The organism is Francisella uliginis (assembly GCF_001895265.1).
In the GTDB taxonomy this organism is placed as follows: Bacteria; Pseudomonadota; Gammaproteobacteria; order Francisellales; family Francisellaceae; genus Francisella; species Francisella uliginis.
Map to the genome: position 1 here is coordinate 827,905 of NZ_CP016796.1, position 21,850 is coordinate 849,754.

Genomic DNA, 21,850 nt, shown 5'->3' on the forward strand with positions numbered 1-21,850 from the left:
ACAGGAGTATAGTAAGTTTATGTCAGAAATCTTAAATGTTGTTCCTGTTGTCCCACTTAGAGATGTAGTTATATATCCATCAATGACTATCCCACTTAATGTTGGGCGTAAAAAGTCAATAGAAGCAGTAAAACAGGCATCAAACAATTATAATAATTATATTTTATTAGCAACTCAAAAAAATGGCTCTAGTTCAGGTGATGTTGTAGATAATATCTATGATATAGCTACATTAGCTAAGATAGTCCAGATTATGAAGCTTCCTGACGGAAGTTTAAAGGTTATAGTTGAGGGTATTGCAAAAAGATTAGTATCTAAATATACACTTGAAAAAGAGTGCATTTATGCAAGTTTAGATAATTTACATATTGATGATAATTATAACCCGGATCAAGTTGATAAAGAATTAAAAGCTATTTTGTTATCTATCTCTGATTCTCTTAAGAGGTTTGTTGATATTAGTGGTAAGGTCTCCAAAGAAACTTTAGCGGCTTTAATTAACACAGAAGAGCCACATAAGTTTATTTATGAGGTTGCTACAATTCTTAACTCAGAAATTGCTAAGAAGCAAAAGATCCTTGAAGTATCAGATATAAAGAAAAAAGCATTATTACTGCTTTCATGTCTTTATGAAGAGTTAGAAATACTTGAGCTTGAAGCAAAAATAAAAGATAGAGTGAAATCACAAGTTGACAAAAATCAACGTGAATATTACTTAAATGAGCAAGTAAAAGCTATTTATAAAGAGCTTGGAGAAGCTGATGAAGAGTCTGAAGTTTCTGCACTTAAGAAAAGAATAGAAAATACTAAAATGTCTGAAGAGGCAAAAGAAAAGTGCTTAAAGGAGCTTAAAAAACTCAAAGCAATGCCTCCATCTTCTTCAGAATCAGCTGTATCGAGAAATTATATCGAAACTATTCTTTCTTTACCTTGGGGTAAAAGAGCAAAAGTTAAAAAAGATATTAACTTAGCTGAGAAAGTGTTAGAAAAAGATCATTACGGTATCAAAAAGGTAAAAGAAAGAATTCTTGAGCATTTAGCTGTTCAGATAAAAAGAGATAGCAATACCAAGGCTCCTATTTTATGTTTAGTAGGTCCTCCAGGTGTTGGTAAAACATCTATAGGCCAATCTATAGCTAGAGCCACTGGTCGAGAATATGTGCGTATGGCATTAGGTGGAGTTCGTGATGAATCTGAGATTAGAGGTCATCGTCGTACTTATATTGGTTCTATGCCGGGACAGATTATCCAAAAGATAATTAAATCAAAAACAGAGAATCCTCTTTTCTTATTAGATGAAATTGATAAGGTCTCTTCTGACTTTAGAGGTGATCCTTCAGCAGCGTTACTAGAAGTGTTAGATCCAGAGCAAAATAATACTTTCAATGATCACTATCTTGAAATAGATTATGATTTATCAAAGGTAATGTTCGTTGCAACAGCTAACTCATTAGATATAGATCCTGCACTAAGAGATAGATTAGAGATTATTAATTTATCTGGTTATACAGAGCTTGAAAAACAAGCTATCGCTAAGCAGTATCTTGTACCAAAAGCTTTAGATAATAATGGCTTAACTAAGAAAGAGATCAACTTTACTCCTAAAGCTATTTTAGATGTAGTTAGATACTATACTAGAGAAGCCGGTGTAAGAAATTTACAGCAAAAGATAGATGGAATTTGTCGTAAAGGTGTCAAGAATCTTCTTAAAGACCCTGAACATGGCAAAATTTCAATAACTCCAAAAAACCTTGAAGAATACTTAGGTGTTCATCAGTATGATTATGGTGTTAAGAATACTAAAGCAAAAGTAGGACAAGTTACAGGTCTTGCGTGGACATCTGTAGGTGGTGAGCTTCTCACAATTGAAGCCTTAGCTATGCCTGGTAAAGGCAAAGTTAAATATACAGGTAGTCTAGGTGATGTAATGAAAGAATCTATTGATGCAGCATTTAGTGTAATGCGCTCAATCTCTAAAGATTATAAACTTGCAGATGATTTTTATGAGAAAAAAGATATTCATATTCACGTACCTGAGGGAGCAACTCCTAAAGATGGACCAAGTGCTGGTATTGCAATGACTACGGCTTTAGTGTCTGTATATACGGATAAACCAGTAAGAAATGATATTGCTATGACTGGTGAGGTAACATTACGTGGTGATGTATTACCAATTGGTGGCTTAAAAGAAAAACTTTTAGCAGCCTTAAGAGGTGGAATTAAGGAAGTTTTGATACCAAAACAGAATGTTAAAAACCTTGCAGATGTAGACAAAGAAATTACAGAAAAACTAGAAATAACCCCTGTAAATAACATAAAAGAGGTATTAGAGAGGGTTTTTTAGTGTTTTGGTATTGAAACACTATATTTTTAGTGTTATAACCGTAATTGGTAATATATCGATTTATAAAACAAAAGGAGTTTTAAAGATGAATAAAAGTGAACTAGTAAGTGCTATAGCGAAAGAAGCTGATGTTACTAAAGAAGTTGCTGGAAGTACTTTAGACGCTACTATTGAAGCGGTAACTAAAGCTCTTAAGAAAGGCGATAGCGTAACACTTGTAGGATTCGGTACTTTCCAAGTTAAAGAAAGAAGTGCTAGAGAAGGTAGAAATCCTAAAACAGGCGAAACAATTCAAATTGCTGCTTCTAAAGTTCCAAGCTTCAAAGCTGGTAAAGGTCTTAAAGATGCAGTAAAATAAAAAAACTTTAAAAAAGTTAGTTTTTTTGAAGGGCATGCTTAACAGTATGCCTTTTTTTTATCTATAATATTTATAAATTTAATAAGAGTTATTAATTTAAGGTTGAAAAAATGTTGCAGTCTTTTAATGATAGATTAAAAGGACCATTTACTTGGATAGTGGTTATTTCTATAAGTTTTATATTTGTAATCTCTGGAATGAGTTTCTTTTTTACAAATATGGGTGGCGGTAGTCGTTCATATGTTGCAAAAGTTGGTGATAATGAAATAAGTTATCAACAGTTCCAGCAATACGCTCAAAAAGCTAAAACTAAGGAACAGAAAATTCAAGTTTTATCACAAATGGTAAATCAGTACTTAATATTAGCAGCGGCACAAAAAAATATAGCGGTATCTAAGTTAGCATTACAATCAGCTATTTTTAATAATCCGATGTTTTTTGGTAAAGATGGTAAATTCTCCAGTGATAAATTAAAGCAAGTAATAGGCTATCTTGGTGGAATGGATAGGTTAGAGCAATTAGTATCTCAGAATATATTAGCTACGATAATTCCTCAAACTATATCACAAACCTCATTTATAACTGATTATGAAAATAAATCATTATCTAGTATTTACTCTGTAGATAAGCAAATAAAGTACATCAAAATTCAGCCTAGTTCTTTAAAAGCACAAATAAAACCAACTAATGAAGAATTAGCGAAGTATTATAATGAGCATAAGGCTGAATATGTTACTCCAGCGAGTAAAAAAGTTAGTTACTTTATAATTTCAAAAAATGCTTTTCTATCTAAAGAAAAAATTAGTGATCAAGTATTGCAGAACTATTTTAATACTCACAAAGATTTATTCACAAAATTTGATGATAAAACTAAAAAAACTATTGCTAAGATTATTCAAAATAGAAAAGCATTAGAACAATTTAATTCCTACTCTCAAAATGTTGATAGTATTAAATTTGGTAAATTAGAGACTAAGTTGGGTAAAGTAAAAACCTCAAGTATCACTAATAATGCTAAATCATCATTAGATGGAATTAAGAATAGTTTATTCTTTATAAATAGTGATAAATATTCAAGTATAGCAATATCTAATGATAAGCTTTTAGTTTATCAGGTAGATAGTTCAAAGTCAGCTACCCAACAAAAGCTTGCTAAAGTTAAAGATTCTGTAACAAAAGCATATGTTGAACAAAAATCTCAAGAATTAGCTATACAAAAATCGCAAAAGTTATTAGATAGCCTTGAGAGCGGTAAAAAAGCAAATCAAGATTTTAGTAAGGCTACTATATCTAGTGAATCTAAAGCAAAAGATTTTACCGAAGGTTTTGCTAATTATGTTTTATTTAACAATAACAATCAATATCATATTTATCAGGATAAAAATGATGATATCTATGTTTATAAAGTTGCAAAAGTTGAGCCAGTTAAATCAAATAAGAAAAATGCTATTCCTAGCCAAGTAACTAATGCTTATAAACAAGAAGAGCAAAATTTTTATTTACAATCTCTTAAAAAAGAGATCTCTGTTAAAGTGAATTATAAAAATATCTAAATGAATAAGTCAATTTATGCGATAGCTGGACCGACAGCTTCTGGTAAAACATCTCTTTCAATATCTATTGCAAAAAAAATTAATGCAGAAATAATAAGCGTAGATTCTTCACTTGTTTATAAGGGGATGGATATTGGTACTGCTAAACCTACACTAGAAGAGCAAGCGGGTATACAACATCACCTTATCGATATAATAAAGCCTACCGAGAGTTTTTCTGTTGCTGATTTTATATCAAGTGTTAATAAGCTTAAGAAGGAAATTTGGTTAAGAGATAAAGAAGTTTTACTAGTTGGTGGAACTATGCTTTATTTTAAAGGTCTAATAGAAGGATTATCAAACTTACCAGAAAGTAAACCTGAGATAAGACAAACGTTAGAATTAGAAAAAAAAGCAAAAGGTCTAGAATATCTACATCAACAGTTAAAAAGAATGGACCCTGAGTCGGCACAAAAAATAAATCAAAATGATCAACAGAGGATTTTTCGAGCTTTAGAGGTGATTATGATAAGTGGCCAAAAATATTCTGAGCTTGTCAAGACTTCAAAAGTTGGTGGTTTAGAAGAAGAGTTAAAACTATGTGCCATAGTTCCAAATGATAGATCAATACTTCATAAAAATATTGAGATTAGGTTTAAACAGATGTTAGATCATGGTTTTTTAGATGAGGTTCAAGAGCTTAGAAAAAATCCCAAACTAACAAAAGATACTACTGCAGTTAGAAGTGTGGGTTATCGCCAAGCTTGGGAGTATTTAGATGGTAGTATTAGCTATGATGAATTTGTTAAAAAAGGTATTGTAGCAACACGTCAACTTGCTAAACGTCAACTTACTTGGATTCGTAATTGGCAAGATGAAATTAAAACTATTGAAATGGAGAGTGATAACAAAGAATCAGAAGTTTTAGATTTTTTCATTAGTTAAAATTACTTAAATAAATTTATAAGTATATAGAGATATCTAAAGTAATTGTATTCATACTACTGCCATCATAAAACTTTTGATAAGCCCATTCTGGTCCAAATAGTACATTGTTGTCGAAGTAAGCACGCTGAGCAGAAAAAACTAATTGATTTTTAATACCAGAAGCTGATAAACCATCTTGAAAAGGGCTAGCAGGTATAGACATAGGAGTAGCAGCAGCATTATATGTTTGGCCATAGCCAACAGTAAAGTTGGTGTCTCTTTCAGCAAGATTTAAAGAATAGTTTCCACCTATATACCATGCTCCTGTAAAAACGTCATCCCCTGTGCCATTAAAATCAGCAGCTCCTGTAGTTGTTACCCATCCGACATTAACTTGTAATACTCCTGTACCGATATTGTATGCTACGTTAGTATCAATATTATAAGCTCCTATAGTTTTTCCTGGAGCAATCATTGGTATGCTAAGATTCTCAGCACCATTTAGGTTATACACATAACCTGTGTTAAAACCTACCGATAAATCTTTTGTCCATGAGTCACCATAAAAGAAACCAGCTGAGAAATTTGCTGTTTGATCATCTGTTCCAAATGCAGCTACACTTATATTTGTTGTGTCACTTTTATAGTTTAAAGATACATTTGTCGCTCGACCTACACCAAGATAGTCAGCAACACTTCCAACATAAGTACCACCTCCACCAAAATTAGCAACCGTAAGAGGACTTCTTCCTGCTGTTACAAAAAATGGAGAAACAGTGAGATTGCCAAATATTGCAAAAGCATTGTTTATGAAAAAATCACCATCCTCATTTGCGCTAACATCATATGATGCTGTAAGATATTCTCCTGCATTTGCTAAAAAATATAGTGTAGCTGATGTCAGATATATATTTTGACCATTTTTCGAGAAAGAAGATGTTGGTTTACCATTAAAGTCTACTCTTTTTAGACTATCTCCAAACCATGTTTGGGCATCAATACCAATAAATCCACCTAAAAATATTTCATAATCACTGAACTTATCTCTTTGTCCTAGTACTGTTGTAGCAAATAGTGTAGAAGAAATTTGACCAATTGGAATTTCGTTATTACCAGAGTACGCACCCAAAAATGCCACTTGACCTCTATTTGTAATAGCTGGCATATTTCCTACATTAATACCTCCTTTTGTATTAAATACACCCCCTAAAGGTTCATTTTTTAGATCTATAATTTGATTATCTGCATTTACATTTTGCATTATTTCCATTCTATCTTGTTTTATCAAGTTTCTATCGAGGGGATTTTCAGAAACTTCAGAGTTATCTGTTACTACAGATGAGTATGTGGAGAATGAAGAGTTATTATTTTCTTGAAATTCTGAGTATTCCAGTTCTTTGATTTCATTTTGAAGACTTTGTATCTGCTGCTGTAGTTGTATTGCTGTTTCTTTGACTGATGAGCTTTCCTTTGGTTGAGCTAATAAATATTCAAAACTAAGCATATATAAAAAATATATAGTAAAACTTCTGAAGATATATGCCATCAAAGCCTTCCTTAAATGTTTTAGAATCTTCCTATTTGTTGAGTAATATAAGAAAATATTAAGACGTATGACGACAATTTTATATGAAGTAGAATTAAATTGGAATAGTAAAGATGAGATTGATTATCATTATTACTTATATAGCTAATATAATTTTCTTATAAGCAATTAAAACATGTATCTTTTTATTGCTTAAAATTAATATTTGCTGATAGGTTTAAATATTGTTAGAATATACGGCGAAGTTTAATTGTTAAACTTGATAAAATAATAACTATAACAAAATAATTAAAAGGAAGTGAAACAATGTCAAGAATATCATCTTTACAAGACCCATTCTTAAATGCTTTAAGAAAAGAAAAAGTTAGCGTATCTGTTTATCTTGTAAACGGTATTAAATTACAAGGTCAAGTAGAAGCTTTTGACCAGTTCTGTATCGTACTTAGAAATACTGTAAATCAAATGGTTTATAAGCATGCTATTTCTACTATAGTACCTGCTAAAAGTGTAAGAATGGTTTATAGCTCTTTTAACCCATATCATCAAAACTCAAATGAAGAGCAAGATGAAAATGTTGCTGATGTTCACTCTGATGAACTTGAAGCTCAAGAGAACGAAGGCAATACTAACGAATAATAATTCTATCTACTCTCTCATTACTAGCTTGATATTTAGATTAAGCATCTCTTTTTATTCTTTAGTATAAGTAATTTTCAAATATTGTTTGTGCATATCCTGACGCAAAGAAAATTAGCTGATATACTTATTTCAAAATATTTATGTTCATTAGGAGCAGATTAGATTAAATGGAATTTTTCCAATCTTATGAAGCGGGTAGTAAGTGTCTACTTGTAAATATAAATTTTAAATACCATCGTGAACTTAATGCAGATCTAGCTGAACTTGAGGGTTTAGTTTTAGCTGCTGATAAGGTCGTTTTAGAGAGCTTAGATTTTAATCATCCTGAGCCTGATATCAAATACTTCTGTGGTATGGGTAAAATGGAGATGGTAAAAAATAAACGTGATGAAATAAAGGCGGATTTAGTAGTTTTTAACCATCCATTAAGTCCATCTCAAGAGCGTAATATTGAAGAGTTTCTAGAATGTAAAATTATGGATAGAACTAGACTGATTCTAGAGATATTCTCATTACGGGCTAAAACTCATGAAGGTAAACTTCAAGTTGAACTTGCTCAGCTAAACTATCAATCAACACGTCTAGTAAAAGGTTGGACTCACTTAGAAAGACAAAAAGGTGGTATTGGTGTCAGAGGTGGTCCAGGTGAGACTCAGCTTGAGATTGATAGACGTTTAATTAGACAAAGAATCAAACAAATTACGCAAAAGCTTAATAAAGTAAAACATCATCGTGACTTAAGTAGATCTTCGCGTAAGAAAAATAATATTCCAACAATTTCATTTGTAGGGTATACAAATGCTGGTAAATCTACACTATTTAATAAAATTACAGATGCTCAGGTCTTAGCAAAAGATCAGCTTTTTGCAACTTTAGATCCAACATTGCGTAAAGTAATAGTACCTAAGTTAGGAGAAGTTATATTTTCTGACACTGTAGGTTTTATCAAAAATTTGCCACATGATTTAGTAGAAGCATTTCATGCAACTTTAGAAGAGGCTATAGAGTCAGATCTTTTAGTTCATGTTATTGACTATGCTGATGAAGATTATAAAAGTTATATTGATCAGGTTGAAAGAGTCCTGAAAGAAATAGGTATAGCAGATAAAGAAATGGTCTGTGTGTACAATAAGATAGATAAACTAGATGACATTTCACCAAGTTTTGTTCAATTAGATGATTCTGATAGTAGCGTAGTAGCTAGGGTTTATCTATCTGCTCAGACAGGTCAAGGTATTGATGAATTCTATGAAGCATTGGCTACATTTTTTAATAAATCATGGATAAATGGTACTTTAGAATTGCCGCCTAAATATTCTAAGGTTAGAGCTATGATGTATGAATTAGGTGTAGTTGATAATGAAGATATTTCTGAGCAAGGTAACTATTTACTAGATATAAAAATATCTGAAGATGATTTTGAAAGGTTTAGTCGAGATTTTGATTTAAATTTAGAAGAATTTTTTATTAAGGATTAATCTTTTTTATAATCAGGTAGCTCTATTTGATCATTAAAGATTCCAGCACCAATAAATTTTGATACAACTGGTGTTGAAGATATTTTAACTGTGATTGTAGAAAGGTATTTTTTTATAATCTCATCTGATGCTGCTAAGGATAAGTTTGATAAGCCAACTTTTTGTTTTCTGTTGATTATATCTTTTAATTTATCTTGCCATTGTTCAAAAGCTACTTTATAGTCACCTTTGGCTTTATATAATTCACCAGCTAGTATATAAGTCTCAACTATTGCAAACATACTTCCTAAACCCATTAGTATAGAAGGGCAAGAAGAAGCATCTCCAACTAAAGCAACACGTCCTTTATACCAGTTATCCATTTTTACTTGGCTTACGTTGTCGAAATAAATATATTCAACATTATCAAGTCTAGCAAGGATATCAGGTGTTTCCCATTTATTATCTTTAAATACTGAGCGTAGAACTTGTTTTTTTTCTTCTAAAGTAGTTGGGACTTTTTCAACTAAATTTGCATCAAGAGTAAACATTACTAGGGTTTCTTTCTCATCTAAGCAAACTCTAGCGACCTGTTTATTATTGCCAACACTTATTGCATAAGTAAATTTTTCATAATGGTTATAGTCCTTTATAGAAAACGCGGCAATATATTTATTTAAATCATATTCTTCATACTCTGACTTATCAAACACTAATGAGCGAATATGAGAGTGTAAGCCATCAGCCCCTATAACAAGGTCAAATTTCTCTGTAGTTTTATCAGAAAGGTGAACAGTTACACCATCTTCTTGTTCTTCTAAGCTTTCTATAGATGTGCCGAACCTTATATCCATTCCTTTACAAGCATTATAAATGACTTTTGAAATGTCTCCGCGCTTAACACTTAAAAATTCGCCATAATTTTCTTTGATAAGTGAAGAAATATTTACTTTTGAAGATCTTCTACCATTCTCATCAAAGCAGTGGATATGCTTAATTTGGTAAGATTCTTGTTTTAATTGCTCAAGAAGTCCCATTTTGTCCATTATTTCACAGGCATGTCCCCAAAAATCCACTAGATGCCCCCCTGATTTAAACTCAGGAGACTTTTCAAAAATAACAGGTTCAAAACCATACTCTCTAAGCCACCACGCTAAAGTTGGTCCTGCTATACCAATTCCATTTATCGCAATTCTCATAATTCTTTCCTTAAGAAATTAGTCTCACTTTCAATTTTAGAGCTATATCTTTAGTTATTCAATATTACAAGTGTAAGCATTTGTTAATTATTTGCAGATAGTGCAAAAAATGTATAATTTTTTATATATAATAGGTAAGTTATAAGCATAAAATACTATTGTAAAAATATAGGAATACTTCATTTATGATAAAAAGACTAAAGAAAAAATGTTTTTGGAGTAAAAACTCTGAGCAAGGACCTCCAGATTTGGAAGAAATGATTAAGAAGTTCTTCGGTAAAAAGAAGAAAAAGAATGATGATGATAATGAAAGTATTTATTCTAAAAATGCCAATAAGAACAATCCAATATTTGAAAAACCGCCTATTAAAAAAATAGCTGCTATTGTTATAGGGGTTATAGTAGTTGGATGGGTAGGTTTCGGCTTTTATGTTGTTCAACCTGCTGAGCAAGCTGCGGTACTTAGACTTGGTAAGTTTACAAAAATGGTTCAACCAGGTCTGCACTGGTATCCGATAGGAATAGATACAATTCGTAAAGAAAATGTTCAAGAATTAAAAACAATTTCTTTGAAGAGGGATATGTTAACTTCAGAAGAAAATATTGTACATGTTTCATTTACAGTACAGTATCGTATTTCTAATTTACAGGATTATTTATTTGCAAATACAGATCCATCTCAACTATTACAGCAATCATTAGAAAGTGCGGTTAGACAGGTTATTGGGCATAGTAATTTATCTGATATTTTAACAACGCAAAGAGCGTCAATAGCCGGTAAAGTTAAGCAAGAAATGGAATCTTTATTAAAAGAGTATAAATCTGGCATATATATAAGTGATGTTATTATGCAGCCTGCTCAAGCACCAGATGCTGTTAAAGATGCTTTTGATGATGTTATAAAAGCAAGAGAAGATCAAGCTAGACTACAAAACGAAGCAGAGTCTTATGCAAATAGGGTTCTTCCTGTTGCACAAGGTAAAGCTCAGAGAATCGTTGATCAAGCAAATGCTTATAAGCAACAAATAGTATTACAAGCTCAAGGTGAAGTGGCTGAGTTCGAACAGTTGCTTCCTATATATAAGAAATCACCTGATATTGTCATGAATCAAATGTATTTTAATACTATCTCAAATGTACTACAGCACAATAAAGTATTCATAATAGATGGCGATGGTGCGAAAAATATTTTTTATGGTTTAGATAGTAGCCAAAAACAAGCATTATTATCAAATACACAAGGAGGGAACTAAGATGAGTAAAATTTTTAAGATAGTCTTAGTACTTGTGGTAATTGTAGTCATAGTAACTCTAAGTAGTAAATTTATAGTAAAACAAGGTACAGAATCTGTTGTTTTAAGGTTAGGAGAACTTGTTAAAAAAGATGGTAAAGTTATTGAGTATGAACCAGGTATTCATGTCAAAATTCCATTCTTAGATACTGTTAAAAACTATGATATGAGAAATAGAGTCTTAACAACTGACTCTTCACGTGTTGTCACAAAAGAGAAAAAAGATGTGCTAATAAATGCTTATGTTGTTTGGAGAATAAATGATATTTCTAAATTCTTTATTAGTACAAGTGGGCAAGTTTTTAGAGCAGAGACTTTATTAAAACAGTTCTTAGAATCATCATTAAGAGCAGAAGTTGGTAAAAATGATATCCAAAGTCTAGTTAATAATGATCGTGATAAACTGATGATTGCATTAACAAAAGATGTTGCAGCTCAAGCTAAAGAAATTGGTATATCTATCGTAGATGTTAGAGTTAATCAAATTGATTTACCTGATACTATTACAGAATCTATATATCAAAGAATGAAGTCTTCTAGACATAAAGAAGCTTCGCGTATAAGAGCTGAGGGTGAAAGAGCCGCTGAGAAAACAAAGGCAGCCGCTGATGCAAAAGTAACAGTAACTATGGCTGAGGCAGAAAGACAATCTAAAATTATTAGAGCTGAAGCTGATGCAAAAGCGGCGAAGATCTTTACAGATACTTATGCTAGTTCAGTACCATTATATGAATTCTTAAAGAGTATGAACTCTTATAAGCAGAGCTTTAATGGTAAAAATGAGGTTGTATTTATGCTTAAACCTGAAAGTAAGTTTTTTCAAGGCTTTAAACTAGAGCCGCATAGTAAACTTGCTGAAGATATGAAAGAGGCTAAATAGATTATGAGTAAAGTAAAAGTACTTTTTGTATGTAAGGGTAATATTTGTAGATCTCCAACAGCACATGGTATTTTTAGAGATATTGTTAAGGAAAATAATCTTAAAGATAATTTTTATGTAGAATCCTGTGGCACTAGTTCACGTATGTGGGGACATGAGGGTCATGGAGCTGATATGAGATCACTAGAAACAGCTAGAAGATATGACTGTGACCTTTCAGATCAGAAATCACAACAACTAGAAGAGTCAGATTTTGATAAGTTTGATTATATAGTTGCTATGGATCAAGAAAATGTTGATACTATGAGACAGATGTTTCCAACAGCTGATTTTTCAAAAGTATCAAGAATGCTTGAACATGCATCTACAATATCTATACAAGATGTTCCAGATCCATATTATGAAAATAACTTTGAGAAAGTTTTTTTAATGATTCATACTGCTTGTTATGAACTTTTTGAAAAAATAAAACTAGAGCATAAACTATGAATTATCGTAATGCAAAATATATAATGGGTGCTGCAAAAGTCTCTCAACTTCCTGAAGATACAGGTGTAGAAGTAGCGTTTGCGGGTAGATCAAATGCAGGCAAATCTAGCGCTTTAAATACTCTTACAGATCATAAAGGTCTTGCTAGAGTAAGTAAGACTCCTGGAAGAACGCAGTTAATAAATTTATTTGATCTTGGTGATAACAAAAGACTAGTTGATTTGCCAGGTTATGGCTATGCTAAAGTTTCTGAAGCTATTAAAAAGCAATGGCAAAGCGAGATGGAAAGTTACCTTACATCACGTCAATGTTTAGGTGGAATAGTTCTTTTAGTAGATTCACGTCATGCACTAAAAGAGTTTGACTCTTTGATGATTGAAATGGCAATATCATTCGATTTAAATTTACATATACTTCTAACAAAAGCTGATAAGCTAAATAACAAAGAAAGAGCTCAAGCAAATAGAATGATTGAGAGCTTTTTAAAAACATTTATTTCAACGGATAAAATTTCTTATCAATTATTTTCTTCATTAAACAAAATGGGCTTAGATAAGCTAAAAGATAGGTTGGACTCTTGGTATCAGTAAAGCTCTATTTAGTTGCTAATTTAGCTCTAATTTTCTAGAATAATTTCAGCTTTAAATGGTTTTTTTAGCAGAAATAAAAAATACCATAAACACTTTATTTAATTATTAATTAAAATGCATTAGTATAAAGTAAGTTTATAAGTCTATGATTAAATTTTATGAGGTAATTCTATAGAATGTACAAAATATTAAATTTCTATACTAAAGAAGAAGTTTCTACTGATAGTTTTGTTTTTGCGGGAGAAGATGAGCCTTGGGAAATCCAAATGGATATTGACAAGGTAAGTAAAAAAATAAACAAAGATTACTTTACTCAGGCAACCCCTTGCTTATCTAAATATATACCATTTATGCCAATTAAGGATCCTTCAAGTTTTGTATCTTTAAGAGAGGCACCAACTCCATTATTAAAAAGTAAAATTATAGGTAAAGAGTTAGGTATAAATCTTTATTTTAAAGTTGAAGGAAAAAATCCTACAGGATCATTTAAAGATAGAGGCTCTGCGGTAGATATCACAGTTGCTAAAGAGCTAGGAGCAAAGGGTATAGTTTTAGCATCAACTGGTAATATGGCAGCATCTTGTGCTTGTTATGCAGCGGCTGCAAAAATGCCTTGTTTTATTATTGTGCCAGAGGGTGTTGCAACATCTAAGCTAGCTCAAGTAATGTCATATGGTGGTAAGATTGTCCAGGTAAAAGGAAGCTATAATGCAGCAGCTAAATTAGCTTATGATATTGCTAAATCAAAAGATTTCTTCCTTGCAGGAGATTATGCTTTTAGGGTTGAAGGACAAAAAACAGCGGCTTTTGAGTTAGTTGATCAATTACTTTTCCAAGTGCCCGATGAAGTTATAGTGCCAATTGGTTGCGGTACTAATATGACAGCTTATTATAAAGGTTTCTCTGAATATAAAGAACTAGGTTTTATCAATTCATTACCAAAACTAACAGGTGTACAATCTACTGGAGCAGATACTTTAGCTAGAGCATATCAAAAAAACCAAAATAGAGTTGAGCCATTAAAGGCAGCTAATACAATTGCTACAGCAATAGCAGTGCCATACCCTATAGATGGTGATAAAGCTATAGATGCTATCTATAGTACTGGTGGAGAATCAACAGCTGTTACTGATATGAAAATGCTTGAAGCTCAATATATGTTATCAACAAAAGAAGGGTTATTTGTTGAATTAGCTTCGGCATCGACTATTGCCCATCTACTTCAAAAATATAAAGATGGCAAGCTTCAAAAAGGTAGTACTGTAGTCTGTGTACTATCAGGAGAGGGACTTAAAGATCCAAGTGTAGTGCTTAAGTCAGCAATTCAGCCGCCAATTATATATCCTACTGAGAATGATTTTGACAGACTGTATAATAGTCATTTCTTTGATAATAAAACAATGTTATTTATCGAACAAAATGAAGTGGTATTTGATAGTTTGCCAACTCTTGAAGAAGTTAAGAAAACGTTAGGCGAGTTATTTGGCGCTAACTATGATGAATCATTCTTAGCTAAGGTTAGAGAGCTGATTGAGAGATTCTTAGTTAAAGGTAAAACAATTAGTGTCTCAGATATTCAAGATATCATTCAAGATGCCACAGAGATGGCAGACGCTGTTAGTAAAAATATTTTGGATGTCCAATCATTTAAAGTTAATGTTGAACTTGATCAGAAATCTGTAGCGGAAGTTACCGTTAAGATAGCAGATCAGCTATATTTTGCTTCAAGCTATGGTGTTGGTCCAGTTGATGCTGTTTTAAATGCTCTATGTCGAGCATGTCCTAGTGATATTGTATATAACCTGACTGACTATAAAGTTAAAATACGTGGACAAGGTGCAGATGCTGTTGTTTATGTTGAGATGAGTCTAGAGAAAGAAGGTATAAAGAGTATCGGTAAAGCGGTGTCTCCTGACATAATCCAAGCTTCTGTTGAAGCATTTATTGACGCATATAATATTGCTTATGCATAAGATATATCTAAGGTGAGAAATTATGAAAAAAGTATTAAATAAATATAGTAGCCGTCTTACAGAAGATAAATCTCAAGGCGCTTCTCAAGCTATGCTATATGGCACAGGAATGAATGATGCTGATATGCATAAACCACAAATTGGTATTGCTAGTGTATGGTACGAAGGTAATACATGTAATATGCATCTAAATCAATTAGCACAATTTGTAAAAAATAGTGTTGAGAAAGATAAATTAAAAGGGATGAGATTTAATACTATCGGAGTTAGTGATGGTATTTCAATGGGTACAGATGGTATGAGCTACTCATTACAGTCTCGAGATCTTATTGCTGATTCTATTGAAACTGTAATGTCAGCTCACTGGTATGATGGTTTGGTTTCTATTCCTGGTTGTGATAAGAATATGCCTGGCTGTATGATGGCTTTAGGTCGATTAAATAGACCTGGGTTTGTTATCTATGGTGGTACTATTCAAGCAGGTGTTATGCGTGGTAAACCAATTGATATAGTTACAGCTTTCCAAAGTTATGGAGCATGTTTATCTGGTCAGATTACAGAGCAAGAGCGTCAAGAAACTATTAAAAAAGCATGTCCTGGTGCAGGTGCTTGTGGTGGTATGTATACTGCAAATACTATGGCATGTGCTATTGAAGCTTTAGGTATGAGCTTACCATTTAGCTCATCAACTCCTGCAACATCTGTTGAGAAAGTACAAGAGTGTGATAAAGCTGGTGAAACTATAAGAAATCTTTTAGAGCTAGATATCAAACCTAGAGATATTATGACTCGCCAAGCTTTTGAAAATGCTATGGTTTTAATCACTGTTATGGGCGGATCTACTAATGCAGTATTGCATTTATTAGCTATAGCAAGCTCAGTAGGTGTTGATCTTAATATCGATGATTTCCAAGAGATAGCTAACAAGACTCCAGTATTAGCAGACTTTAAACCAAGTGGTAAATATGTAATGGCAGATCTTCATGCTATAGGTGGTACGCCAGCTGTAATGAAAATGTTACTAAAAGAAGGTATGCTTCATGGTGATTGTTTGACTGTCACAGGTAAAACTTTAGCTGAAAACCTTGAAGCTGTTGCAGATCTTCCAGAAGATAATACTATTATCCATAGTTTAGATAATCCTATTAAGAAAACTGGACATTTACAGATTTTAAAAGGTAATGTAGCTCCTGAAGGGTCTGTTGCTAAAATTACTGGTAAAGAAGGTGAAATCTTTACAGGTGTAGCAAATGTATTTGACTCAGAAGAAGAGATGGTTGCTGCAGTTGAACAAGGTAAAATTAAAAAAGGTGATGTAATTGTTATTCGTTATGAAGGCCCTAAAGGCGGTCCTGGTATGCCAGAGATGCTTAAACCAACTTCTTTAATAATGGGTGCTGGGCTAGGTCAAGATGTTGCTTTGATTACAGATGGTCGTTTTTCAGGTGGTTCTCATGGTTTTATCGTTGGTCATATTGCTCCTGAGGCTTTTGATGGTGGAATGCTAGGTTTAATTGAGAATGGTGATAAGATCACTATTGATGCTATTAATAACGTTATTGATGTTGAGTTGTCAGATCAAGAGATAGCACAAAGAAAATCAAAATGGCAACAACCACAACCAAAAGCAACTCGAGGAACTCTTAAAAAATACATAAAGACAGTATCATCAGCTTCTACAGGTTGTGTAACAGATTTAGACTAACTTCTTATAAATTTCTATATTTTTTCCATAAAAATCTAAATAAAAGTATTTTTCTATTTAAATATAGTAGATCCGTGACTATAATATAATGGATATTTAGTATATATTGCTAGGTATTTAAATGAATAAAATAATAAAAATAGATTGAAAGGAGAGTGCTAAAGTATGAAAATAACTGGCTCTCAAGCCATAGTAAAGTCACTTCAAGCAGAAGGCGTAGATTGTATATTCGGATATCCTGGTGGAGCTATTATGCCCACTTATGATGCTCTTCATGAATCAAAAGATCAAATTCATCATGTTTTAGTTAGACACGAGCAAGGAGCTGTTCATGCTGCTGTAGGTTATGCTAGAGCTACTGAAAAAGTTGGTGTAGCTATTGCGACATCTGGTCCTGGAGCAACAAACCTCATTACTGGTATAGCAGATGCACAGATAGACTCTGTTCCTATAGTCTGTATTACAGGTCAAGTTTTTAGTCCATTACTAGGTACAGATGCTTTCCAAGAAGCTGATATTATTGGAATGTCTGTGGCAGCGACTAAGTGGAATTATCAAATTACAGATCCTAATGAAATTCCAGAAGTTTTCAAAAAAGCTTTTGAAATAGCTTCAAATGGAAGACCAGGTGCTGTATTAATCGATATTACTAAAGATGCTCAAGTTGGCATGATGGATTATGAAGATGCTATTGGTAATAAGCATGGCAAATGGCTTCATAAACCAACTATAAACATGGATGATATTCTTAAAGCGTCAGAGTATATTAATAATGCTAAAAAGCCTATTATGATAACGGGCCATGGTGTAATGTTATCTGGAGCTGAAGAAGCAGTTTTAAAAATTGCAGAGAAAGGTAACATACCTGTAGTTAGTACTTTATTAGGTTTATCAGCATTTCCATATAATCATGATCTATATAAAGGGATGCTTGGTATGCATGGTAATTATGCAGCTAATGTCCTTTGTAACGAAGCAGATGTGGTAATTGCTGTCGGAATGAGATTTGATGATAGAGTTACAGGTGATCTTGGTCATTATTTACCAAATGCTAAGATTATCCATATTGAAATTGATCCTTCTGAGATTAATAAAAATGTCAAAGCAGATATTGGTATAAATGCTGATGCTAAAGAAGCATTAACATGTTTACTACCATATATAGCGAATAATTCTCACCAAGGATGGCATGATGTATTTGCATCTGAGCATCAAAAAGAAGTTAAAGCTATTATTGAAAGTGAAACAAATCCAGCTTCTGGCGAAATCAAAATGGCAGAGGTAATAAGTTTATTATCGAAAGCTACAGGCGGTAGAGCTATTGTTGTGTCTGATGTTGGACAACACCAAATGATTGCTGCAAGGTATTATCAGTTCTTAGAAACGAACTCTCATATTAGTTCTGGAGGATTAGGAACTATGGGATTTGCTTTGCCTGCAGCTATTGGGGCGAAGATGGGTGTTAAGGATAATAGAACTGTTGTTGCTGTAATAGGTGATGGTGGTTTTCAGATGAATATTCAAGAGCTAGCTGTACTAAATCAAGAAGGTATTAATGTTAAAATATTAATATTAAATAATACTTTCTTAGGGATGGTACGTCAGTGGCAAGAATTATTCTTTGAAAGTAGATATTCTTATACAAATATATCTTCTCCTGATTTTGTTAAAGTTGCTGAAGCGTATGGTATTGAAGGTGAAAGAGTTAAAGAAAGAAAAGATCTTAAAGATGCTATAACTAGATTTCTTAACTCAGATAGTTCATACTTATTAGAGGTAATGGTAGAAAATCAGGAAAATGTTTTCCCTATGGTACCTGCTGGTGAATCAATTAGTAATACTAAATTAGGAATAGAGGAGTAGCGCTATGAATGAAAATATATACTTTATAACAATGAATACTGAAAATACCCTTTGCGTGCTACAAAGAATTTCTTCTGTTCTTTCACGTAATCGTGTAAACATTGAGCAGTTAACTGTATTTGAAACTGCAAATAAAGGAATTTCTCACTTCAATCTTGTTGTTCATGGGACTCAAGACAAGATAGAAAAAATAGTTAAAAAGTTAGCTAATGTTATTGAGGTGATAGATATTAATATAACAAATTGCATACCTATGCAAGGCGCAGTTATTAGTGAAATTCCTCAAAATGTTAAAACACCAAGTCATAGAAAAGCTGCTTGAATCTAGTATAAATCATATATAAATTATCATCTGAAATATATTAAACCTATAGATTCTTGTCATTTTTTATTCTAATAAATGTCTATAGCACTTTTAAATTTGTATAACATCTTGTAGTTTAAAATCCTACGATTAGTATAAATAATTCAAATTCTTAGAATATAGAAAAGATTCATATTTACTGAAAAAATAGTCTCATTAAAACTATAACCATACAAGTTTTTGTGTACAAAAGTAAGTATTTATAATACTATGAATTTATAAGTTATTTTAGTCGAGGACTTACTATACATGTCTGATAGTAGCGTTTTTTCTGGTTATACTCCTTATCCTGGAGTATATGATGAAATTTTTTCTAGCGAAGGAAATGTTCGCAATGATGTTTATCAAGCGATTAAAACTATAGATGAATTAAGTGAAGAATCATTATATGAAAAACAAAAATTCGTTGATGCATCTTTTTTGAAAAATGGTGTCACATTTACAGTTTATGATAATAGTGAAGGTACAGAGAAGATTTTTCCATTTGATTTGATCCCAAGAGTAATTTCAAAGAAAGAATGGCAAGAGCTAGAGAAGGGACTAAAACAGAGACTTAAAGCATTAAATGCTTTTTTAAATGATATATATAGTGATCAAAAAATACTTGAAGATGGTGTTATACCAAGAGAACTTATAGAGTCATCTGAAGAATATCTGCCACAAATGAGAGGGGTAAAACCTCCTCATGGAGTATATTGTCATATAGCAGGTATTGACCTTATCAAAGATGAAAGTGGTTTTATGGTTCTAGAAGATAACGTAAGAACTCCTTCAGGAGTATCTTATGTCTTAGAAAATCGCAATTCTCTAATTAAGGCTCTTCCAGAAGCTTTTGCAAATACAAATATTAAGAAAGTTGTAGATTATCCAACTGAGTTAAGAAAAGCATTCTCAAGTGTCTCTCCTGTTGTTGATGGCAAAAAAGGTTTAAGTGTAGTATTAACTCCGGGACAATATAATTCAGCATATTTTGAGCATAGTTATTTGGCTCGTAAAATGGGATGTAAATTAGTTCAGGGTACAGATCTATTTGTACATAATAATTACGTGTATCTTAAAACTACAAAAGGGCCTAAGCTTGTAACGGTAATTTACAGAAGAATAGATGATAAATTCTTAGATCCAGAGTTCTTTAATCCTGAAAGTATGCTAGGTGTACCTGGTATAATCGAAGCATATAAAGCTGGTAATGTTGTTTTGGCAAATGCTGTAGGTAATGGTATAGCCGATGATAAAGCAATATATCCATATGTGCATAAAATGATTGAATATTATCTCAATGAGAAGCCAATATTAGCTCAAGTTAAAACATTTTTTTGTAGTGAAGAGAACGATAGAAATTATGTCTTAAGTAATCTTGATAAATTAGTTGTTAAAGAGGCTAATGGTTCTGGTGGCTATGGTATGTTAATTGGACCTCAAGCTACAGTTGAAGAACTTCAAGAGTTTGCAGTTAAAATAAAAGAAAAACCAAGAGCTTATATTGCCCAACCGCTAGTTGAGTTATCTACAAGTCCAACATTTATAAATGGGAAAGTGGTACCTAGAAGGGTAGATTTAAGAGCATTTTTAGTTACAGGTAAAAATACATGGGTCTTACCAGGAGGACTTGCAAGAGTAGCTCTTAAAGAAGGATCATATGTTGTGAATTCTAGTCAAGGTGGTGGTTCAAAAGATACTTGGGTTTTAGGGAGAGATAAAAAATGATGATATCTCGTACAGCAGAGAATTGTTTTTGGTTAAGTAGAAATATCGAGAGAGTTCAAATGTTAACTAATGCTATAAATGTAGCATATAATGTAGAACTTGAGATATATGGAGATGCAGAAGATATTTGGTATCCTTTGATAGTCGTCTTAGGATGTAAAGATGAATTTATCAAAAAATGCGGTTACAGTGCAGTATCTAATGCTAAAAAGATTCAAGAGTTTCTAATTTGGAATAGAGAAAATCCATTTTCGATATATTCATTATTATCTTCAGCGCGTGAAAATGCTAGGATAATTAGAGACCTAATAGATGCAGATATGTGGGAAGAGATAAATGAGCTATGGTTGTGGATTAACTCCGCTGAAACACATAGATTTTCTATGATAAATCTAGATAGCTTCTGTAAGAAAATTATTAAATTCTGTTTTTTATGGATAGGATTTTATCATAATTTTATCTTGAGAAATGATACTTATAATTTTATGAAGTTAGGTATGCTTATTGAGAGAGTTGACTTCACATTAAGACTTGGAGATATTCATCATCAAAGAGATATTAGCCTTGCATCAAAAAATGAAAGCATGGATGAGTCCCAATATTGGCTAGAAATGTTATTAAACACTATGTCTAAAGATGCATTTATGCGTAAGGCAGATTTAGATATTAATAGAAAAGATGTAGCAGAGTTTTTACTAAAATCAGATGATTATCCTAGAACAGTTGCTTTTTGTTTAAATGATTGTCTTGCTGTATTGAAAAGAGTGTCATATCACTCGACTGGAGTAGGCATGCAATCAAGAGTGAAAGTAGAAGAAATAATAGAATATTTTAAAAACAACTCGACAGAATCATTATTAGAAAAAAATCATGAATTTATTACTTATATAATAAACTCAATGGCAGAACTGACGGCTATTATTTCAAAAGAGTTCTTTATATCTGATGTAGATTTCTACGTAGCAATGTTAGAAGAGTAGAAATA

At 32.2% G+C, this 21,850-nt stretch carries 18 protein-coding genes; 16 read left to right on the forward strand and 2 right to left on the reverse strand.

Going from position 1 to position 21,850, the window contains the following annotated elements:
• Positions 1-19 precede the first annotated feature (19 nt).
• From lon to miaA, 4 genes are all read left to right on the forward strand, one after another.
• Positions 20-2,344 (forward strand): endopeptidase La, encoded by a 2,325-nt coding sequence (gene lon / locus F7310_RS04065; RefSeq protein WP_072711974.1) that lies wholly within the window; start codon positions 20-22, stop codon positions 2,342-2,344.
• Positions 2,345-2,429: 85 nt separating this feature from the next.
• Positions 2,430-2,702 carry an HU family DNA-binding protein gene (locus tag F7310_RS04070; protein WP_072711975.1) on the forward strand — a complete coding sequence of 91 codons (273 nt, stop codon included), beginning with the start codon at positions 2,430-2,432 and terminating at the stop codon, positions 2,700-2,702.
• Positions 2,703-2,812: 110 nt separating this feature from the next.
• Entirely contained in the window at positions 2,813-4,255 is a 1,443-nt protein-coding gene (locus F7310_RS04075) for a peptidylprolyl isomerase (protein WP_072711977.1), read from the forward strand.
• Complete coding sequence (gene miaA / locus F7310_RS04080; protein ID WP_072711978.1) at positions 4,256-5,179, forward strand: tRNA (adenosine(37)-N6)-dimethylallyltransferase MiaA; 924 nt, start codon at positions 4,256-4,258, stop codon at positions 5,177-5,179.
• Between the two features lie 16 nt (positions 5,180-5,195).
• Here the strand turns inward: miaA and F7310_RS04085 are convergent, their stop codons facing one another.
• Positions 5,196-6,707, reverse strand: coding sequence for a DUF3573 domain-containing protein (locus F7310_RS04085; RefSeq protein WP_072711980.1), 1,512 nt, complete (start codon positions 6,705-6,707; stop codon positions 5,196-5,198).
• Between the two features lie 306 nt (positions 6,708-7,013).
• On the opposite strand from F7310_RS04085, the gene hfq reads away from it, so the two are divergent.
• Both hfq and hflX read left to right on the forward strand, forming a co-directional pair.
• Complete coding sequence (hfq, locus tag F7310_RS04090) at positions 7,014-7,343, forward strand: RNA chaperone Hfq (RefSeq protein ID WP_072711981.1); 330 nt, start codon at positions 7,014-7,016, stop codon at positions 7,341-7,343.
• Positions 7,344-7,513: 170 nt separating this feature from the next.
• Positions 7,514-8,824, forward strand: coding sequence for a ribosome rescue GTPase HflX (gene hflX, locus F7310_RS04095; protein ID WP_072711983.1), 1,311 nt, complete (start codon positions 7,514-7,516; stop codon positions 8,822-8,824).
• On the opposite strand, the gene F7310_RS04100 is transcribed toward hflX, so the two are convergent.
• Entirely contained in the window at positions 8,821-10,005 is a 1,185-nt protein-coding gene (locus tag F7310_RS04100) for an FAD-binding domain (protein WP_072711984.1), read from the reverse strand. The genes hflX and F7310_RS04100 overlap by 4 nt on opposite strands.
• Positions 10,006-10,187: 182 nt before the next feature.
• On the opposite strand from F7310_RS04100, the gene hflK reads away from it, so the two are divergent.
• The 10 genes from hflK to F7310_RS04150 all read left to right on the forward strand — a co-directional run bounded on the left by hflK (position 10,188) and on the right by F7310_RS04150 (position 21,845).
• Positions 10,188-11,255 carry an FtsH protease activity modulator HflK gene (gene hflK / locus F7310_RS04105; protein ID WP_072711986.1) on the forward strand — a complete coding sequence of 356 codons (1,068 nt, stop codon included), beginning with the start codon at positions 10,188-10,190 and terminating at the stop codon, positions 11,253-11,255.
• Between the two features lies 1 nt (position 11,256).
• Positions 11,257-12,174: a protease modulator HflC gene (gene hflC / locus F7310_RS04110; RefSeq protein WP_072711987.1), complete on the forward strand. Its 918-nt coding sequence runs from the start codon at positions 11,257-11,259 to the stop codon at positions 12,172-12,174.
• A gap of 3 nt (positions 12,175-12,177) precedes the next feature.
• A complete protein-coding gene (locus F7310_RS04115) occupies positions 12,178-12,663 on the forward strand; it encodes a low molecular weight protein-tyrosine-phosphatase (RefSeq protein ID WP_072711988.1) in 486 nt (161 codons plus the stop codon).
• Positions 12,660-13,253: a ribosome biogenesis GTP-binding protein YihA/YsxC gene (gene yihA / locus F7310_RS04120; protein WP_072711989.1), complete on the forward strand. Its 594-nt coding sequence runs from the start codon at positions 12,660-12,662 to the stop codon at positions 13,251-13,253. The genes F7310_RS04115 and yihA overlap by 4 nt, the downstream gene beginning before the upstream one ends.
• 176 nt (positions 13,254-13,429) lie before the next feature.
• A complete protein-coding gene (gene thrC, locus F7310_RS10845) occupies positions 13,430-15,226 on the forward strand; it encodes a threonine synthase (RefSeq protein ID WP_072711990.1) in 1,797 nt (598 codons plus the stop codon).
• 22 nt (positions 15,227-15,248) lie between these two features.
• Positions 15,249-16,931, forward strand: a complete 1,683-nt coding sequence (gene ilvD / locus F7310_RS04130) for a dihydroxy-acid dehydratase (RefSeq protein ID WP_072711992.1) — start codon at positions 15,249-15,251, stop codon at positions 16,929-16,931.
• Between the two features lie 165 nt (positions 16,932-17,096).
• Positions 17,097-18,794 carry a biosynthetic-type acetolactate synthase large subunit gene (ilvB, locus tag F7310_RS04135; RefSeq protein ID WP_072711993.1) on the forward strand — a complete coding sequence of 566 codons (1,698 nt, stop codon included), beginning with the start codon at positions 17,097-17,099 and terminating at the stop codon, positions 18,792-18,794.
• Positions 18,795-18,798: 4 nt separating this feature from the next.
• The gene (locus F7310_RS04140; protein ID WP_072711995.1) at positions 18,799-19,116 is read left to right on the forward strand and encodes an acetolactate synthase small subunit; all 318 of its coding nucleotides are present in this window, start codon (positions 18,799-18,801) and stop codon (positions 19,114-19,116) included.
• Between the two features lie 291 nt (positions 19,117-19,407).
• A complete protein-coding gene (locus tag F7310_RS04145; RefSeq protein WP_072711996.1) occupies positions 19,408-20,865 on the forward strand; it encodes a circularly permuted type 2 ATP-grasp protein in 1,458 nt (485 codons plus the stop codon).
• Positions 20,865-21,845: an alpha-E domain-containing protein gene (locus F7310_RS04150; protein WP_173647420.1), complete on the forward strand. Its 981-nt coding sequence runs from the start codon at positions 20,865-20,867 to the stop codon at positions 21,843-21,845. The genes F7310_RS04145 and F7310_RS04150 overlap by 1 nt, the downstream gene beginning before the upstream one ends.
• Positions 21,846-21,850: the final 5 nt, after the last annotated feature.

Bases quoted from the DNA above. Each gene is read 5' to 3' on its own strand.
- F7310_RS04075 (WP_072711977.1), top strand. From the start codon at position 2,813: ATGTTGCAGTCTTTTAATGATAGATTAAAAGGACCATTTACTTGGATA.
- F7310_RS04115 (WP_072711988.1), top strand. From the start codon at position 12,178: ATGAGTAAAGTAAAAGTACTTTTTGTATGTAAGGGTAATATTTGTAGA.
- F7310_RS04070 (WP_072711975.1), top strand. From the start codon at position 2,430: ATGAATAAAAGTGAACTAGTAAGTGCTATAGCGAAAGAAGCTGATGTT.
- F7310_RS04145 (WP_072711996.1), top strand. From the start codon at position 19,408: ATGTCTGATAGTAGCGTTTTTTCTGGTTATACTCCTTATCCTGGAGTA.
- hflK (WP_072711986.1), top strand. From the start codon at position 10,188: ATGATAAAAAGACTAAAGAAAAAATGTTTTTGGAGTAAAAACTCTGAG.
- yihA (WP_072711989.1), top strand. From the start codon at position 12,660: ATGAATTATCGTAATGCAAAATATATAATGGGTGCTGCAAAAGTCTCT.
- lon (WP_072711974.1), top strand. From the start codon at position 20: ATGTCAGAAATCTTAAATGTTGTTCCTGTTGTCCCACTTAGAGATGTA.
- hflC (WP_072711987.1), top strand. From the start codon at position 11,257: ATGAGTAAAATTTTTAAGATAGTCTTAGTACTTGTGGTAATTGTAGTC.
- hflX (WP_072711983.1), top strand. From the start codon at position 7,514: ATGGAATTTTTCCAATCTTATGAAGCGGGTAGTAAGTGTCTACTTGTA.
- thrC (WP_072711990.1), top strand. From the start codon at position 13,430: ATGTACAAAATATTAAATTTCTATACTAAAGAAGAAGTTTCTACTGAT.
- F7310_RS04140 (WP_072711995.1), top strand. From the start codon at position 18,799: ATGAATGAAAATATATACTTTATAACAATGAATACTGAAAATACCCTT.
- ilvB (WP_072711993.1), top strand. From the start codon at position 17,097: ATGAAAATAACTGGCTCTCAAGCCATAGTAAAGTCACTTCAAGCAGAA.
- hfq (WP_072711981.1), top strand. From the start codon at position 7,014: ATGTCAAGAATATCATCTTTACAAGACCCATTCTTAAATGCTTTAAGA.
- miaA (WP_072711978.1), top strand. From the start codon at position 4,256: ATGAATAAGTCAATTTATGCGATAGCTGGACCGACAGCTTCTGGTAAA.
- F7310_RS04150 (WP_173647420.1), top strand. From the start codon at position 20,865: ATGATATCTCGTACAGCAGAGAATTGTTTTTGGTTAAGTAGAAATATC.
- ilvD (WP_072711992.1), top strand. From the start codon at position 15,249: ATGAAAAAAGTATTAAATAAATATAGTAGCCGTCTTACAGAAGATAAA.
- F7310_RS04085 (WP_072711980.1), bottom strand. From the start codon at position 6,707: ATGGCATATATCTTCAGAAGTTTTACTATATATTTTTTATATATGCTT.